20 protein-coding genes are annotated in these 15,138 nt (G+C 67.7%); 12 read left to right on the forward strand and 8 right to left on the reverse strand.

Features of this window, described 5'->3' with window-relative positions; all coding sequences use genetic code 11:
• The first annotated feature begins 72 nt into the window (after positions 1 to 72).
• The 9 genes from G555_RS17335 to G555_RS0102080 all read left to right on the forward strand — a co-directional run bounded on the left by G555_RS17335 (position 73) and on the right by G555_RS0102080 (position 5,620).
• Positions 73 to 396: a thioredoxin domain-containing protein gene (locus tag G555_RS17335; RefSeq protein ID WP_028707585.1), complete on the forward strand. Its 324-nt coding sequence runs from the start codon at positions 73 to 75 to the stop codon at positions 394 to 396.
• Positions 396 to 1,373, forward strand: a complete 978-nt coding sequence (locus tag G555_RS17340; RefSeq protein WP_084634530.1) for a cytochrome c biogenesis CcdA family protein — start codon at positions 396 to 398, stop codon at positions 1,371 to 1,373. The genes G555_RS17335 and G555_RS17340 overlap by 1 nt, the downstream gene beginning before the upstream one ends.
• A gap of 5 nt (positions 1,374 to 1,378) precedes the next feature.
• On the forward strand, positions 1,379 to 1,999 hold the full coding sequence (locus tag G555_RS0102055) for a peroxiredoxin family protein (RefSeq protein WP_028707586.1): 621 nt from the start codon (positions 1,379 to 1,381) through the stop codon (positions 1,997 to 1,999).
• A gap of 115 nt (positions 2,000 to 2,114) precedes the next feature.
• Positions 2,115 to 2,357, forward strand: a complete 243-nt coding sequence (locus tag G555_RS0102060) for an SHOCT domain-containing protein (RefSeq protein ID WP_028707587.1) — start codon at positions 2,115 to 2,117, stop codon at positions 2,355 to 2,357.
• 62 nt (positions 2,358 to 2,419) lie between these two features.
• On the forward strand, positions 2,420 to 2,752 hold the full coding sequence (locus G555_RS20970; protein ID WP_051208222.1) for a heavy-metal-associated domain-containing protein: 333 nt from the start codon (positions 2,420 to 2,422) through the stop codon (positions 2,750 to 2,752).
• A gap of 25 nt (positions 2,753 to 2,777) precedes the next feature.
• Positions 2,778 to 3,131, forward strand: coding sequence for a cation diffusion facilitator family transporter (locus G555_RS17350; RefSeq protein WP_084634532.1), 354 nt, complete (start codon positions 2,778 to 2,780; stop codon positions 3,129 to 3,131).
• 35 nt (positions 3,132 to 3,166) lie between these two features.
• Complete coding sequence (locus tag G555_RS21650; protein ID WP_211223152.1) at positions 3,167 to 3,328, forward strand: hypothetical protein; 162 nt, start codon at positions 3,167 to 3,169, stop codon at positions 3,326 to 3,328.
• Positions 3,318 to 3,653 (forward strand): helix-turn-helix domain-containing protein, encoded by a 336-nt coding sequence (locus G555_RS0102075; RefSeq protein ID WP_026936353.1) that lies wholly within the window; start codon positions 3,318 to 3,320, stop codon positions 3,651 to 3,653. The genes G555_RS21650 and G555_RS0102075 overlap by 11 nt, the downstream gene beginning before the upstream one ends.
• 5 nt (positions 3,654 to 3,658) lie before the next feature.
• On the forward strand, positions 3,659 to 5,620 hold the full coding sequence (locus G555_RS0102080; RefSeq protein ID WP_211223144.1) for a hypothetical protein: 1,962 nt from the start codon (positions 3,659 to 3,661) through the stop codon (positions 5,618 to 5,620).
• 7 nt (positions 5,621 to 5,627) lie between these two features.
• Here G555_RS0102080 and G555_RS0102085 read toward each other — a convergent pair whose 3' ends face one another.
• The 5 genes from G555_RS0102085 to cmtR are packed head-to-tail and all read right to left on the reverse strand — an operon-like array spanning position 5,628 to position 9,351.
• Entirely contained in the window at positions 5,628 to 5,939 is a 312-nt protein-coding gene (locus tag G555_RS0102085) for a thioredoxin domain-containing protein (protein ID WP_026936351.1), read from the reverse strand.
• Positions 5,940 to 5,949: 10 nt separating this feature from the next.
• On the reverse strand, positions 5,950 to 6,474 hold the full coding sequence (locus tag G555_RS0102090; RefSeq protein WP_028707589.1) for a signal peptidase II: 525 nt from the start codon (positions 6,472 to 6,474) through the stop codon (positions 5,950 to 5,952).
• Positions 6,471 to 7,079, reverse strand: a complete 609-nt coding sequence (locus tag G555_RS0102095) for a cadmium resistance transporter (protein WP_028707590.1) — start codon at positions 7,077 to 7,079, stop codon at positions 6,471 to 6,473. Before G555_RS0102095 ends, G555_RS0102090 begins: the two co-directional genes overlap by 4 nt.
• Entirely contained in the window at positions 7,079 to 8,995 is a 1,917-nt protein-coding gene (locus tag G555_RS0102100) for a heavy metal translocating P-type ATPase (RefSeq protein ID WP_028707591.1), read from the reverse strand. The genes G555_RS0102095 and G555_RS0102100 overlap by 1 nt, the downstream gene beginning before the upstream one ends.
• Entirely contained in the window at positions 8,992 to 9,351 is a 360-nt protein-coding gene (cmtR, locus tag G555_RS0102105; protein WP_028707592.1) for a Cd(II)/Pb(II)-sensing metalloregulatory transcriptional regulator CmtR, read from the reverse strand. The genes G555_RS0102100 and cmtR overlap by 4 nt, the downstream gene beginning before the upstream one ends.
• Positions 9,352 to 9,602: 251 nt before the next feature.
• Between cmtR and G555_RS0102110 the strand changes: the two genes are divergently transcribed.
• Together G555_RS0102110 and G555_RS17360 are read left to right on the forward strand one after the other, a co-directional pair.
• Complete coding sequence (locus G555_RS0102110; RefSeq protein WP_028707593.1) at positions 9,603 to 10,844, forward strand: IS256 family transposase; 1,242 nt, start codon at positions 9,603 to 9,605, stop codon at positions 10,842 to 10,844.
• A 525-nt stretch (positions 10,845 to 11,369) separates the two neighbouring features.
• On the forward strand, positions 11,370 to 12,347 hold the full coding sequence (locus G555_RS17360; RefSeq protein ID WP_245581170.1) for an ATP-binding protein: 978 nt from the start codon (positions 11,370 to 11,372) through the stop codon (positions 12,345 to 12,347).
• 141 nt (positions 12,348 to 12,488) lie between these two features.
• Here the strand turns inward: G555_RS17360 and G555_RS17365 are convergent, their stop codons facing one another.
• Genes G555_RS17365 through G555_RS0102135 form a run of 3 tightly spaced genes read right to left on the reverse strand, consistent with a single transcriptional unit; the run spans position 12,489 to position 13,532 of the window.
• The gene (locus G555_RS17365) at positions 12,489 to 12,857 is read right to left on the reverse strand and encodes a toxin-antitoxin system YwqK family antitoxin (protein WP_051208224.1); all 369 of its coding nucleotides are present in this window, start codon (positions 12,855 to 12,857) and stop codon (positions 12,489 to 12,491) included.
• Positions 12,854 to 13,243, reverse strand: coding sequence for a VOC family protein (locus G555_RS0102130; protein ID WP_028707594.1), 390 nt, complete (start codon positions 13,241 to 13,243; stop codon positions 12,854 to 12,856). The genes G555_RS17365 and G555_RS0102130 overlap by 4 nt, the downstream gene beginning before the upstream one ends.
• Positions 13,244 to 13,250: 7 nt before the next feature.
• Entirely contained in the window at positions 13,251 to 13,532 is a 282-nt protein-coding gene (locus G555_RS0102135; protein WP_028707595.1) for an ArsR/SmtB family transcription factor, read from the reverse strand.
• A gap of 294 nt (positions 13,533 to 13,826) precedes the next feature.
• Here G555_RS0102135 and nhaA point away from each other — a divergent pair, with 294 nt between their 5' ends.
• A complete protein-coding gene (gene nhaA / locus G555_RS0102140; protein ID WP_245581171.1) occupies positions 13,827 to 15,098 on the forward strand; it encodes a Na+/H+ antiporter NhaA in 1,272 nt (423 codons plus the stop codon).
• Positions 15,099 to 15,138 lie beyond the last annotated feature (40 nt).

Below are 15,138 nucleotides of genomic sequence, written 5' to 3' on the forward strand. Positions count from 1 at the left end.
GCACATGCTGTTCTCAGGCCAGACGAGATCTTGAGGCTGCCTTGACCGGTCCCCCCGGTGAGGGGAACCACCATGGTCGTCGTGAACACGACGAACAACACTTGGGCCCGGGTCGGCCACCAGACCGCCCGGGCTGCGTCGCCCATGGTCACCCTGGTAACCGCCGAGGCCTGCCACCTCTGTGAGGACGCCCACACGGAACTCCTGAACCGCGCGACCCAAGGGCAGCTACTGCTCGACCAGGTGGACGCCGAATCACCGCAGGGCCAGAAGCTCCTCCATCAACACCGCCCGGCCATGTTCCCCCTCGTGCTGCTCGACGGCGCGTTCCTCAGCGCCGGACGCCTCCCGCGCCGCAAGCTCGACCGCGCCCTCGCGGCACGGAAGGCCTCGTGATGGGCTCGGAACTCCTGGCCACCGGCAGCATCCTGGCCGCCTTCTTCGCGGGCACGGTGGCACTGTTCGCACCCTGCTGCATCGTCTTCCTCGCCCCGTCGTACCTGGCTGCTGCGGTCAAGAACAACCGGTGGCGCCTCCTCCCGCTGACCTTCGTCTTCGCGGCAGGCCTGGCGCTCGTCCTGGTCCCGATCACGCTCGGGGTGAGTCTGCTGGCCGGTGCGATCGCCAAGTACCACGTGATCCTGTACTGGGCCGGTGGCCTGCTCATGATCGGCCTCGGCCTGCTGGCCCTCAGCGGCCGGATGTGGTCCATGCCGTCGATGCTGCGCGCCCCCGACACCACCCGCGGCGACACGGCGACCTTCTTCAGCCTCGGCGTGTTCTCAGGGATCGCGTCCAGCTGCTGCGCCCCCGTCCTGGCAGGCGTGATGACCCTGTCCGCTCTCTCCGGCAACCCGCTCGGCGGCCTGGTCCTCGGGCTGGCGTTCGTGTTCGGCATGGTCATCCCGCTGCTCGTCATGGCACTCGTGTGGGACGCCGCCCGCCTCAACGAACGACGCTGGGGCCGGGCGAAGCCCATCAGGGTGACCGTCGCCGGCCGCAGCCTGCACACCAACAGCGTCAACCTGCTCGTCGCGGTCGCGTTCGTCATCATGGGCGTCTGGGTCATCACCCTCGCTGGCACGGCGACGATGACCGGGTCGGGCACCTGGGTGCAGCTCGCCGCCGGCGACTGGATCACCCAAGCCGCGCAGGCCGTCCTCGGCTGGCTTGCCCCGGTCCCTGAGCCCGTCCTCGGCCTCGCCTTGTTGGGGCTGGCCGGGGTGTTCGTGTGGACCACGCTCCGCGACCGCCGCCGCGACGCGCGCCAGGGAGCCGAAGAGCACGTCGACGCCGACCCCACCCTGCCGCACTGCCACAGCACGACCGACGCCGACCACCCGATCGCCGACCACGACACCGCAAGGAACTGACGACCATGCCCACCAACCAGCGAACCACCACCAACCGCCGGCAACAGCTCCGAGACCAACGGGCACGCGAATCAGCCAAGGAGACCAAGCGTCGCCGCCTGTTCAGGGCGGCAACGGCCCTGCTGACCACGCTCATCGTCGCCCTCGTCGGGTTCGGCCTGTGGAGTGCCCGGCCGGTTGAGGGTGGCCCGTCCGGTCAGGCGCCCGCGTTCACCCTGCCGACGACCGCGGGCACCACCGTGTCCCTGTCGGACTACCGCGGCGGACCCGTGATCCTCTACTTCAGCGAGGGCGCCGGCTGCGGCTCCTGCACCCAGCAGATGGCCCTCATCGAGCAGGAGCCGGGCTTCGCCGCAGCCGGCATCACCGTGCTCCCCATCGTGATGAACACCGCCGCCCAGATCCAGCCCGACCTGGACCGCTTCGGCGTCACCACCCCCTACCTGCTGGACGACGGCACGGTCTCGAAGGCCTACGACACCCTCGACAAGGGCATGCACCCCGGCCTGCCCGGGCACGGCTTCGTCCTGATCGACGCCGACGGCAACCAGGTCTGGGAGGGAAACTACCCCTCCATGTGGCTCGACCCCGTCGAGCTCCTGCACGAAGCCACCAGCCGCCTGTGAACGGGCGCGAACGCTGCGCCGCCGACCTTGTAGCGATCTTGACCGACCGCAGACGGGCCGCACGCCGTTCACGCACCACCCTGGCCCTAAGGCCAGCTCAAGAAGGGAACCAATAATGATGTGGGGAGACAACAGCGGCTGGGGGATGTGGTTGGGAATGGGGATCAGCACGCTCATCCTCGTCGTCCTGATCGCTCTGTTGGTGTGGTCCATCAGCAGGATCGGCCGCGTCGAGGCGCCCAGGCCCCAGCGCGAGCGGCCGACCGCGTTGGAGCTGCTGGACGAACGCCTCGCTCGCGGGGAGATCGAACCCGACGACTACCAGCAGCGCCGACGGATCCTCAACGACCAACGCTGAACCCTGCCGGGGGGGCGCCGACCCGCACCCCTGCATGCCACGAACTACCCAAGGAGCGCACCGTGACGAGGACTACGATCAGGAGAGTCAGCACCTTCGGGGTGAGCGGTCTGACCTGCCCGGACTGCCTCGTCCTGCTCATGGAGCGCGTCCGACAACAGCCCGGGGTTCGGGAGGTGACCGTCGACCTTGAGCCTGCGGGTGAATCGTCCCTGACGATCGCCCCCGCGGAGGCCGTGAGCGCCGAGGAAATCCGAGCCCTGGTCGACGAGATCGGCTTCGACTACATCGCCCGCCGCAGTCACCGCCGGCCCCTCCGGGGACAGGACGCTCGCTCGTGGTCTCCCCTGATCCACAGCAAGGCTGGCGGACCCGAGCTCACGCACCTGCCCTGACGCCCGCCCTGGACGGAGCACCAGCATGAGCGCCGACCACGTCCACGCGCCGCAGGGCACCCATCGCAGCAAGCTCACGATCGCGGTCGGGATCACTGCCGCCATCCTGGTCGCCGAGGTCATCGGCGCGTGGTGGACCAACAGCCTCGCGTTGTTGGTCGACGCCGGTTACATGCTCACGGCCGCGTCGGGGCTGCTGATGGCGCTCATCGCCACCAACCTCGCCCTGCGGCCACCCACCCCCGAACGCACCTGGGGCTGGCGGCGCGCCGAAGTCCTGGCCGCTGGCGCCCAGGCCGCGGTCCTGCTAGCGGTCGGGGTGTATGCGTTCGTCGAGGGTGTTCGGCGCCTGTACACACCGGCCTGTCGAAGGATCTGACGCTGCACAGCCTCCGGCATTCCTACGTCACGCATTTGCTGGAGTTCGGCTATGCCGATCGATTCGTCCAGGAGCAGGTCGGGCACATGCACGCCTCGACGACCTCGATCTACGCCTCCGTCAGTTCGGACTACAAGAACCGGGTGCTCGCGGAAGCACTGAAGGCCCTCATCGAAGGAGAAGCTGATGACCGTTGAGCTCGACACCGGATGGAATCTCCGCAGAGTGATGGCTTCGCGCGGGATCTTCCAGACCTCCAAGCTGAAGCCACTGCTCGAGGAACGCGGGATCGACCTGTCCAGGGAGCAGGTGTATCGGCTGGTGACGCAACCGCCTCAGCGGGTGCGTCTCGACGTGTTGGCGGCGTTGTGCGATGCGCTGGAGTGCTCACTCGACGATCTCGTGACAATCGCTCGCCGAGAGGCATCGACCCCGGTGGCCGTGGGCGAGGAAGCGACGCGCGGGTCGATCGGTGATCTCCGTCCTGTCCGCGCAACCATCCGCCGTCCGCGTACGAAGTAGCCACGGTGGCCAAGCCTCCGCAGCAGCCGAGAGTCACGGAAGTTATCGACCTCGTGCGTCCCCTCGTTCCCGAGATCTTGCCCGAGCGTCTCGCTGAGATCGTGCATTCGGTTGCGCCAGTGCCCCTCACGCAGCGGCTTCTTGAGCTCGCGCTGATCAAGCAGCCTGGGGTCCTCGAGGTGCGGCATGCGAATGTGCCGGTGACCGTCCAGGATCTGGCCCGCGCGCTGGTAGAAGAAGGAGCAGACCGGGTAGTGCTGCCGACGTGCGAGTCCTGCGGCCGCTCGGTGAGAATGCCCCACAAGACGCCGAGCGGTGGTCGGCACTGCTCTCGTTGCGAGCGGAACGCCAGGTCCGTCTCCTGCGCTTCCTGTGGCCGGGTCCGACCCGTGCAGCGCACGATCGACGGACAGCGCTTCTGCCGCGAATGCTGGCGAGCCGACCCTCGATCGTTCGGTGACTGCTCGCGGTGCAGGCAGCACGCGACCATCATCGTCCGCCGCCCGGAACTCGTCTGCCTGGCCTGTTATACCGCACCGATCAAGACCTGCGGTCTCTGCGGAGAACCTGGCCGGGTCGCCTCCCACCTTGACGGGCGACGGGTATGCGCACGCTGCTATTACGCGATGCGTAGACCGCAGCCCTGTCCCGAGTGCGGGCGCAGGGTGTTCTTGACCGGTTTCATGAACGGTCAGAAGTTCTGCGCCGACTGCGCGGGCGCTCCGGTGACGATGGCCTGCCCTGGGTGTGGCTCGATCGAGGAGATCCGCAAGCATCATCTCTGCGTCGAGTGCCGCCGGCCCGTCGCGATCCAGCAGTTGCTCGCCGACGACGCGGGAGAGATCCGCGCGGACCTCCACCCCCTTGCGGACTATCTGCTCACGCACCACAGCAAAGCCGCATCGCTCGAACGCTGGATGCACAAGAGCAAGTGCGCGATGGTGCTCCGCGAGATCGCGGACGGAACCCTGCCACTCACCGCCGAGGCGATCATCACCCGAGCCCGGTCGGGACAGTCGGTAGCGTTCCTCCTCTCGCTTCTGGTCCGCTCAGGAGTGCTTCCGGAGATCGATGTCGAAGGCACGCGCTTCGACCACTGGCTCGATGGATGGTTGGCGGGCATCGAACATGCCGAGGACCGGCTGGTCCTGCGCCGGTACTGCACCTGGGAGCTCCTCCGGTCCACCCGGGCTTTCCGAGCGGTACCCCGCAGTACATCGAGTCCAGCCGCTGGCTTCCAAAGGCAACGGGCCGCGCTGAAGTACTGCGCCGCGCTTCTTCGAGAGATTCGGTCACAGCAAGAGACGCTGGCAACCTATCCGCAGCGCCGGCTCGACGCATATCTGACTGATTCACCGAGCCAGCGTGACGCGCTGGCACCATTCACTCGCTGGCTACGACGGCACCGGATGAGCACCCTCCGAGTCGAGTTCCGAGCCCATCGCCTCGAAGGGCGAAGCTACGCCTCCGACCACCGATGGCAGATGGCTCGCAAGTTCCTGTCGGATGCCGGCATGGACCCGAAGACCCGGGCAGCCGGGCTCCTCGTACTGCTCTACGGCATCCAGCTGACCCGCATCGTCACGATCACCCGGACACAGATCGATACGAGCTCGCGGCCCGTCACGCTGACCGTCGGGGCCGAGCCGATCGGGCTCCCCGAGATCCTTGGCGACGCCATCAGCGATCTCGCCGACGCCGCGAAGCACCATCCTGAAGGATGGCTGTTCCCCGGCCGGAACCCAGGCAATCACCTCGCCCCGGGCCCGCTGAGCCGTCGTCTTCGCGCCGAAGGCCTGCTCGCGGGAAGCGCACGCACCACAGCGCTCATCGAGCTCACCCGGCAAATGCATCCCCGGATCGTCTCGGATCTCCTCGGCATCACGACCTCGTCCGCCGCCGCATGGTCGCGTCTCGCCGGCGGTGACTGGTCCGACTATCCGGCACTCCGTTCCGACCACGCCTGAACGAGCATCACACGTCAGCGCCCGGGCCGGAAATCGCTTCGCGCAACTGCTCGACGGTCGGCGACCCGGCGATCCCAGCTGGCGTGCGGAACATCCGGCAGGCGAGCCCGACGTGGGTACGCTCGTCGGCGAACGGGTCGATGCCGTCGACGAGCACGGTTGGGGAGCCGTGGAACCCGAGGCGCACGGCGTCCTCGGGGGTCTCGACCAGCTGACGTATGACCCTGACATCGGATCGGTCGTTGACTACTTCAGCGAGCCGCTGGTCGAGCACCTCCCAGTTGGGGCAGCCGTTGAAATACTGCAGGATGATCTCCATGATGGTCCTCTCAGTTCTCGTTGCCGCGGATCATCAGAAGCGCTCCGGCGATCGCGGCGGTGACGATCACGACGTCGGCGACGTTCCCGATGAACCAGTTCCCGTAGGCGAGGAAGTCCACGACGTGCCCCTGGGCGAACCCTGGAGCACGGAAAAGCCTGTCGCCGGCGTGGGAGGCGGCGGCCCCGCCAAGCGCGCCGATCACGATCGCCCACCCGGGGTGTCGGACACGGAACGCGAACACGATCGCGGTGACGGTGGCCGCGACGGCCACCAGCGCGAACACCCAGGTGGAACCCTCACCGAAGGAGAACGCCGCGCCGGGGTTGTAAGCGAGTTGCAGGCCCAGCAGGTCGCCGATCAGCGGGAGGCGCTCACTTACTGTGAGCGTGGCCTCCGCCCATGCCTTCGTCCCCTGATCGATCAGGAGGACGAGCCCGCCGAGCGCGAGTGCCCCCGCCGTGAGCCGCCAACGCCCCCTCTGCTGCCACTCTCCCGACGTCAGCTCAGCATCGGCAGCCGCGTCCGGGGTCATGCGAGGACCTCGACGAGGCGGACGATGACGCCGGAATCGATCAGGATGAACAGGCCCAGGCCGATGAACACGACGGGTACGAGCCAGTGCTCGACGCGTTCAAGCGTTTCGGTGACGGCCTTGTGGGTTCCGATCAGGCGCCCAGCAGCGCACCAGACGGCGACGAGGACGAGGAACACCGCGATCATGACGACGACGTCGCCGGGCGAACTGGTGCGGAAGATCGGCGTGTAGAGGGAGATGTTGTCGGCCCCGTTGGCGATCGTGATCCCGGCGACGCCCCACAGCCCGACCGCGGTGATCTTCTCGTCGTCGTCATCGTCGTCACCGTTGCGTCGCAGGCCCCGCACGAGGGTCCAGATGCCGATGCCGAGCGGGATCAGGCCGAGGAAGCCCACCCATTCCTCGGGGACGATGGTCAGGCCGAGCGCGGCGATCACGCTGATCACGACGAGGGTGATGAACCCGAGGTACTGGCCTGCGACGATCTGCCACGGTCGCGGCTTCCCTCGGCTAGAGGCCAGGAACAGCACGGTCAGCACGACGATGTCATCGATGTTGGTCGCAGCAAACAAGCCGATCGCTGAGCCGATGGTCGCAAGCATCAGCTCTCCAGCCGTGGGGTACGCGTGCGGGCGGCGCGGAGTCCGTTGAGGATCACGACGACCTCGGCGATCTCGTGGACCAGCACCACAGCGGCGAGTCCGAGGACGCCGAACAGCGCGAGCGGCAGCAGCGCGGTGATGATCAGCAGCGACAGGACGATGTTCTGGTTGATGATGCGGCGTCCGCGGCGGGCGTGGTCGAACGCGCGCGGGATGAGGCGGAGGTCGTGGCCGGTGAACGCGACGTCGGCGGACTCGATCGCCGCGTCCGAGCCGGTCGCGCCCATCGCGATGCCGATGTCCGCGGCGGCCAGAGCGGGGGCGTCGTTGATGCCGTCGCCGATCATTGCAACCGACCCCGCCTTTGACAGCTCCCCGATCGCGGTCGCTTTGTCTTCGGGACGCAGTTCCGCGCGCACGTCGCTGATACCGGCCTGCGCTGCCAGCGCCCGTGCCGTGCGGGCGTTGTCGCCGGTGAGCATCGTCACCCCGACGCCCTGCGCCGCGAGAGTCCGCACCACTTCGGGGACCTCGGGACGCAGCTCGTCGCGGACGCCGATCGCGGCGACAGGGGCCCCGTCGCGGTGCACGATCACAACGGTCATGCCCTGCTCCTCCAGGCCCGCGACCTGGTCGCCGAGCACCCCGGCGTCGAGCCAGCGGGGGCTGCCGACGGTGATCCGAGTCCCGTCGATCTTGCCCTCGATGCCGTGCCCGGCCTGCTCGGTCACGCCCTCCGCAGCCTGGGCTCCGGGGGCTGCGGCGGTGATCGCCGCGGCCAGCGGGTGCGTGCTGTGCTGCTCCAGCGCGGCCGCCCAGGCCAGCGCCTGGGCGTCGGTCACGCCGTCCGCGGCGAGGACCGCGGTGACGGCGGGCTCGTTGCGGGTGAGGGTGCCGGTCTTGTCGACGGCGACGTGGCGGACCGTGCCGAAGCGCTCGAACACCGCGCCGGACTTGATGATCACGCCGAACTTGCTCGCCGCGCCGATCGCCGCGACCACCGTCAGCGGCACCGAGATCGCCAGCGCGCACGGGGAGGCGGCGACGAGGACGACGAGGGCTCGGGTGATCCACAGCTCCGGGTCCCCGAACAGCGAGCCGACCAGGGCGACCAGGGCCGCGAGGACCAGCACGCCCGGGACCAGCGGGCGCGCGATCCGGTCCGCGAGGCGCGCTCGCTCGCCCTTCTCCGCCTGCGCCTGCTCCACCAGCTCCACGATGGTCGTGAGCGAGTTGTCGGTGCCCGCCGCCGTCGTCTCGACCTCCAGCGCACCGGCGCTGTTGATCGCGCCGGCCGACACGGCGTCGCCGGGCTCGACCTCGACCGGGATCGACTCGCCCGTGATCGCCGAGGTGTCCAGGCTGGAGCGCCCCGCACGGACGACTCCGTCGGTCGCGATCCGCTCGCCGGGACGAACCACCATGACCTGCCCGACCGCGAGGTCCTTCGCCGCAATCTCCACCGAAGCGCCGTCGCGGCGCACGGTCGCGGTGTCGGGGACCAGCTTCAGCAGCGCTCGCAGCCCGCCGCGGGCGCGGTCCATCGCCTTGTCCTCCAGCGCCTCTGCGATCGAGTAGAGGAACGCCAGCGCCGCAGCCTCTTCGACGTAGCCGAGGACGACTGCGCCGACCGCGCTGATCGTCATCAGCAGCCCGATGCCCAGCTTGCCCTTGAACAGCTTCCGGATCGCGCCCGGCGTGAACGTCGACGCGCCCAGCAGCAAGCCGACCCAGAACAGCACCAGTGCCGGGATCTCCATGCCGGACCACTCAAGGATCAGACCAGCGAGGAACGCGACACCGGAGAAGACCGGCACCATGATCCCGCGGTCCCTCCACCAGGGCCGCTCCTTCTCCTCGCTCTCATCGACTGCCGTGGTCGTCGGCTCGTGCTCGCAGCCGCATGCCGCGCTCACGCGTCTGCTCCCGCTCCGCAGCAACCCGGAACGGTGCACGACGAGTCCACGCACGGAGCGTGCTCGTCGACAGCCAGAGTCACATCCACCAGCGCGATGAGAGCGGCCGCGAGGTGCGGATCAGCGATCTCATACCTAGTCTGGCGACCCTCCGGCTCAGCGACCACGATGCCGCAGTCGCGCAGGCAGGTGAGGTGGTTCGACACGTTCGAGCGAGCCAGCTCCAGCTCACGCGAGAGCACCGCCGGGTAGCTCGGTCCCTCGAGCAGGGTCATCAGGATCCGGGAACGCGTCGGATCCGCCATGGCCCGGCCGAGCCGGTTCATGACGTCGAGTCGAGAAGCAATAGTCAGCATGCACTGAACTATACAGCACAGGCTGATCAATCGCCGGATGCATCAGCCTCCGCCACAAGGCGAAACAGCAGTCGACATCTGATGAATACGCGACTCAGCAACAATCGGTGCTACCAGTACAAGACTCAGCAGTGGAGTCCATCAGAGTGGTGTACGGATTCGGCGGCGAGCGTGTCGTTGTGATGTAGGCGACGGCCACCGCGTGATCCTTCGAGTGATCTCTCACAACCGACTCGAAGAAGGACACAACGATGACCGTCACTCCAAGTATCGATGGCGCGCGGCTGATCGAGGAACAGCTGGCCCAGGCCAGCCCTGATCTGTTGCGCGAGCTGCTGACCACCTTCATCAACACGCTGATGTCGGCGGAGGCCGACGCGGTGTGCGGCGCCGCCTACGGCACCAGCTCACCGGAGCGGTCGAACCGGCGCAACGGCTACCGGCACCGCGACTTCGACACCCGCACCGGCACCCTGGAGCTCGAGATCCCGAAGCTCCGGACCGGCACCTACTTCCCTGAGTGGCTTCTCGAGCGCCGCAAACGGGCCGAACGAGCCCTCACCAGTGTGGTGGCGACCTGCTACTTGCTCGGCGTCAGCACCCGACGAATGGACAAGCTGGTCCAATCCCTCGGCATCACCACACTGTCGAAGTCGCAGGTCTCGGAGATGGCCAAGGACCTCGACGGCCAGGTCGAGCAGTTCCGCACCCGCCGCCTCGACGACGCCGGCCCGTTCACGTTCGTGGCCGCCGACGCGCTGGTGTTGAAGGTCCGTGAGGGCGGCCGGGTCGTCGGCGTCCACGCCCTTGTCGCGACCGGTGTCGACGCCGACGGGCACCGCCAAGTGCTGGGGGTGCAGGTCACCACAGCCGAGGACGGCGCCGGCTGGCTCGCGTTCTTCCGGGACCTGGTCGCCCGCGGCCTGCACGGGGTCAGGCTGGTCACCTCCGACGCCCACGCCGGCCTCGTCGCCGCGATCACTGCGACCATGCCCGGCGCCGCCTGGCAACGCTGCCGAACCCACTACGCGGCGAACCTGATGTCGGCCACCCCCAAGAGCAGTTGGCCCTGGGTCAAAGCACTCCTGCATTCGGTGTACGACCAGCCCGACGCCGACGCGGTCAACGACCAGTTCGACCGGATCGTCGACGCGCTGGCCAACAAGCTGCCCGCTGCGGCCGAACACCTCGAGACCGCCCGAGCCGACATCCTCGCCTTCACCGCGTTCCCCAAAGAGGTGTGGCGACAGATCTGGTCAAACAACCCCAACGAACGACTCAACCGCGAAATCCGGCGCCGCACCGACGTCGTCGGCATCTTCCCCGACCGGACCAGCATCATCCGCCTCGTCGGCGCCGTCCTGGCCGAACAACACGACGAATGGGCCGAAGCCCGCCGCTACCTCGGACTCGATGTCCTAGCCAAATCACAGGCCACCACCACCGAGCAGGAGGTGACCGACCAGCCCATCCTCCAGGCCCTCACGGCCTGAACCCCGAAGGATCAGCCGTACACCACTCCGAAGGACTTGACCGACTCAGCAACAATCGGTGCTACCAGTACAACTTGCGTGGGGCAACCTCTCATTGGAGGACCGATTGGACGGGACCGTGCTCATTTGGCATGTCGGTCCAGCAGGTCGCCGTTCCTTGGACGATGACCGCTACCGGCGTCGACCATCTCTACCGAGGCCTGCTCACGATCGACTGCTCCGTCGAAGCTGGCGTGGTGATGGGAATGAGGGATACCCCGCCCGACGGCGAGTGACCAGCAACGTTGGCCGGTCGCTCGTTACGGTCAAGAGTGGTAGCCATCCGTCAAGCCTCCCTCCCGGCAAGTCCGGGATATACCGCCGTCGACTTTGACGACCGCTACTGGGCAGTTGAGTAACCACACGCCCGTCGGCAGAGTCGAGCACACCCGATGGGCGCCCAAGGGGATGAGGGCCGCTTGGCCGCTTGCTCGGACGTCCAACAGGGTGTACACGCGGTCGCTGCCGTTCGGAAGGCGCGTGTACGTGCCTGGCGACCCGAAGGGCGAACACACCGCCGTTGCGAACGCCGTCGGCGGGCGTGCCATCGTCCTCGGCCACGGCCTGAACACTCGCTTGAATCCACTCGACGAAGGCCACCGCCCGACAGGGCTCTCGGATGAGCAGTGGGCCTCGACCGTCTCTGCGCGACGCCGTGACCTGATCGGCGCGCTCGCGGAGACGGTGCTCGCGCGCGGGTTGTCGCCGTTGGAGCACACCGCGATCGACATCGCCCTGACCCAGACGGTGCGGGAGAACGACGTGCCGATCCTGCCGATGGTCGTCGATCGCGTCCTTGCCCCGAGCACGGACGCCGACGGCAGGCTGGCTGAGGACGGCCGACTCGTCGGCCACGCGCTCCGCCGTCTCGTCGCAGGTGACCTGGCCGGTCTGTTCGACGGGCCTTCGACGGTCGCGTTCGATCCGTCGTTGCCGATGATCTCGCTCGACCTCTCGCGGGTCACCGAGAACTCGACCCTCATTTCGGTGTTGATGACGTGCTCGTCGGCGTGGATGGAGTCCGCGCTGCTCGACCCGAACGGCGGGCAGCGGTGGGTGATCTACGACGAGGCCTGGCGGCTCATGTCCCATCCCGCGTTGTTGCGGCGGATGGATGCGCACTGGCGACTCGCACGGCACTACGGGATCGCGAACATGCTGATCTTCCACAAGCTCACCGACCTCGACAACGTGGGCGACCAAGGCTCCGCCATGCGCTCCCTGGCCAACTCACTGCTCGCGAATGCAGAGACCCGGATCGTGTATCGGCAGGAGTCCGACCAGCTCGGGCCGACCGCGACCGCCCTCGGCCTGACCGGTACCGAGCAGCAGCTCCTGCCGAACCTCGGCGTCGGCCAGGGCCTGTGGCGGATCAAGGCCAGGAGCTTCGTCTGCCAACACCAACTCCACCCCGACGAACTCGCCCTGTTCGACACCAGCAGCCGCGCCGCGGGAAACGTCTAGAAGTTCCGGCGATTTTCGACGGTTTTCGCACGAACTTCAATGCTCACCGTGTCTACAGGCTGTCTGGGGGTTGATGTTCGAGGAACATCCGCGCTCACCAGGCGAGGGGTGGTGTGCTCAGCGCCGGTCGCGCGTTGATTGTCAGGAACTGGAAGCCGGGGACGCCGGCCTGCGGAGCTTCTTGCCTCGGTCCCACTGCGTCGCATCGAGCGGCGATCCGTCGGCGCTCCATCGTTCCCAGAGGCCGTGCTTCTGGTCTTCGAGGAAGCCGCCGCGTTGGAGCAGGCCGCCGTTGGCTCGATACCAGGTCCACGCTCCGTGCAAGGCTCCACGCCGGTACTCGCCCTCGGATCGGAGCGTCCCGTTCGCGAAGTAGTGCCGCCAGACACCGTGGCGCTCGTCTTCGACGTACTCGCCGGTGATTGTGCCTCCGTGCGGGTCCGCCTCAGACCACAGCCCGGTCTTGCGGCCCTGATCGTCGTGCCCGTTGGGCGCGGACTCCACGCTCATGCGGGGCTCGTGAGCTGGATCAGATTGCCGCAGGTGTCATCCAGCACCACGGTGACCATTGGTCCCATCGTCACCGGCGCCTGTCTGAATGTCACTCCTCGCGCCACGAGATCGTCATAGACGGCGGCCACGTCGTCGACGGCAAAGGACGTCAGCGGGATGCCGTCCTCGACCAGTGCCTGCTTGAACGCTTTCGCGGCGGGATGGGCATCGGGCTCCAGCAGCAGCTCGACGCCGTCGGGCTCGTTCGCGCCGACGACGGTGAGCCACCGGTGCTCGCCCAGCGGGATGTCGGTCTTGGCGACGAAGCCGAGCATGTCGGTGTAAAATGTGAGCGCTTTGGCCTGCTCGTCGACCAGCACGCTCGTGACATTGATCCTGGGCATGATGTGCTTACTCCTTGAGTCGGTGTAGTGGCCAGCGGTCGACGATTGAACGCAGCGGCTCGGTGTTCAGGTGATGGATCTTCGTCCGCCCTTCCCGGCGCGAGCGGACCAGACCAGCCTCTTCCAGGACGGCCAGGTGCTGGGAGATGGCCTGCCGCGTCGACGTGCTGCCGTGCCGCATCGCCAGACGCGAGCAGATCTCGAACAGCGACTGCCCATCACGCTCAGCGAGCTCGTCCAGGATCGTCCGCCGTGTCGGGTCTGCCAACGCCTTGAAGACATCACCCATCCCTCGACTATAGGCAAGTGGCTACTTGCCTGTCTAGGTCGTTGCTGCACATCATCACTGGCGCGAGGTGCCAACCTCGAGGTCGGGACCACGCGCACAGGGGAACATCGGGGCTGACTGGCCGAGGGCGACCTCAAGGGTGGCTGGTAGGGTTGGGGGTGGCGTGTCGGGAAGTCTGGTCGACGTTTCCTTGTCGACCGATCCCGGAGCATGCCAATGACCTCGCCTTCCCCAGCCTCCCCGCCTGCGCGCAACCCACGGTTGTTCCCTGCCCGCGGCAGCTATGCCGAGGCGGTGCGGATCGGGCAGGTCCTGCGCAAGGAGACCGTCGGCGGGGCGCTGCTGGTGGTCATGGCCGTGATCGCCCTGGTGTGGGCGAACTCGCCGTGGGCAGAGGGCTACTTCGCGCTCCGGGACTTCCGCATCGGCTACGAACCCTGGCACCTGAACCTCACCCTCGGCGGGTGGGCAGCGGACGGGCTGCTGGCGATCTTCTTCTTCCTGGTCGGCTTGGAGCTCAAGCGCGAGTTCGTCGCCGGGGACTTGCGCCGGTTCCGCACTGCGGTCATCCCGATCGCCGCCGCGGCCGGAGGGGTCGCCGTCCCTGCCCTGATCTACACGGTCCTCGCCTGGCAGGACCCGGGACTGCGGCACGGGTGGGCGATCCCCACCGCCACGGACATCGCGTTCGCCGTCGCGGTCCTCGCGCTCATCGGCTCCCACCTGCCGAGTCCGTTGCGGATCTTCCTGCTCACCCTCGCGGTGGTGGACGATCTGATCGCGATCGGGATCATCGCGATCTTCTACACCGACACCATCAATCCGGTCCCTCTCGTCCTGGCGGTGGTGACGATCGCCGTCTACGGGGCGATCGCGCAGATGTCGCGTCGGTTCTTCGGTCTGCACCCGATGGCGGCGTGGCTGATCCTGCTGCCACTCGGGATGGTCGCGTGGGCGTTCATGCACGCCTCCGGCATCCACGCGACCATCGCCGGGGTCGTGCTGGCCTTCACGATCCCCGTCCTGCACCGCGTTCGTGACCGGGCACCGGATGCCGGTCCGGGGTTGGCGGAGCAGTTCGAGTACCGCTTCCGGCCGCTGTCGGCCGGGTTCGCGGTGCCCGTGTTCGCGTTCTTCTCCGCCGGCGTCGCGATCGGCGGCATCGACGGGTTCGTCTCGGCGCTGACCGATCCGCTCACGGTCGCGATCGTCGCCGCGCTGGTGCTCGGCAAACCAGTCGGAATCCTCGCCACGACCTGGCTGATGACCCGCGTCGCCCGCATCCGACTCGACCCCGCCCTGAGATGGGTGGATCTCGCCGGGGTCGGCCTGCTCGCCGGCATCGGGTTCACCGTCTCACTGCTCGTCGCCGAACTCTCCTTCACCCCGGGCAGCGTCGAGCACGACCACGCGAAGGTCGCGATCCTCACCGCATCGGTGCTGGCTGCGCTGCTCGCCGCGATCGTGCTGACGGCGAGGAACCGGCGCTACCGGAAGATCAGCGAACGCGACGCGATCGACGCCGACGGCGACGGTGTCCCGGACGTCTACCAGACGGGAGCGTGACCAGGGTCCTGTTCATCGTGGTGTACTCCCCGCGATGACA

The sequence above is a fragment of the Propionicicella superfundia DSM 22317 genome (assembly GCF_000423465.1).
Taxonomy (GTDB): Bacteria; Actinomycetota; Actinomycetes; order Propionibacteriales; family Propionibacteriaceae; genus Propionicicella; species Propionicicella superfundia.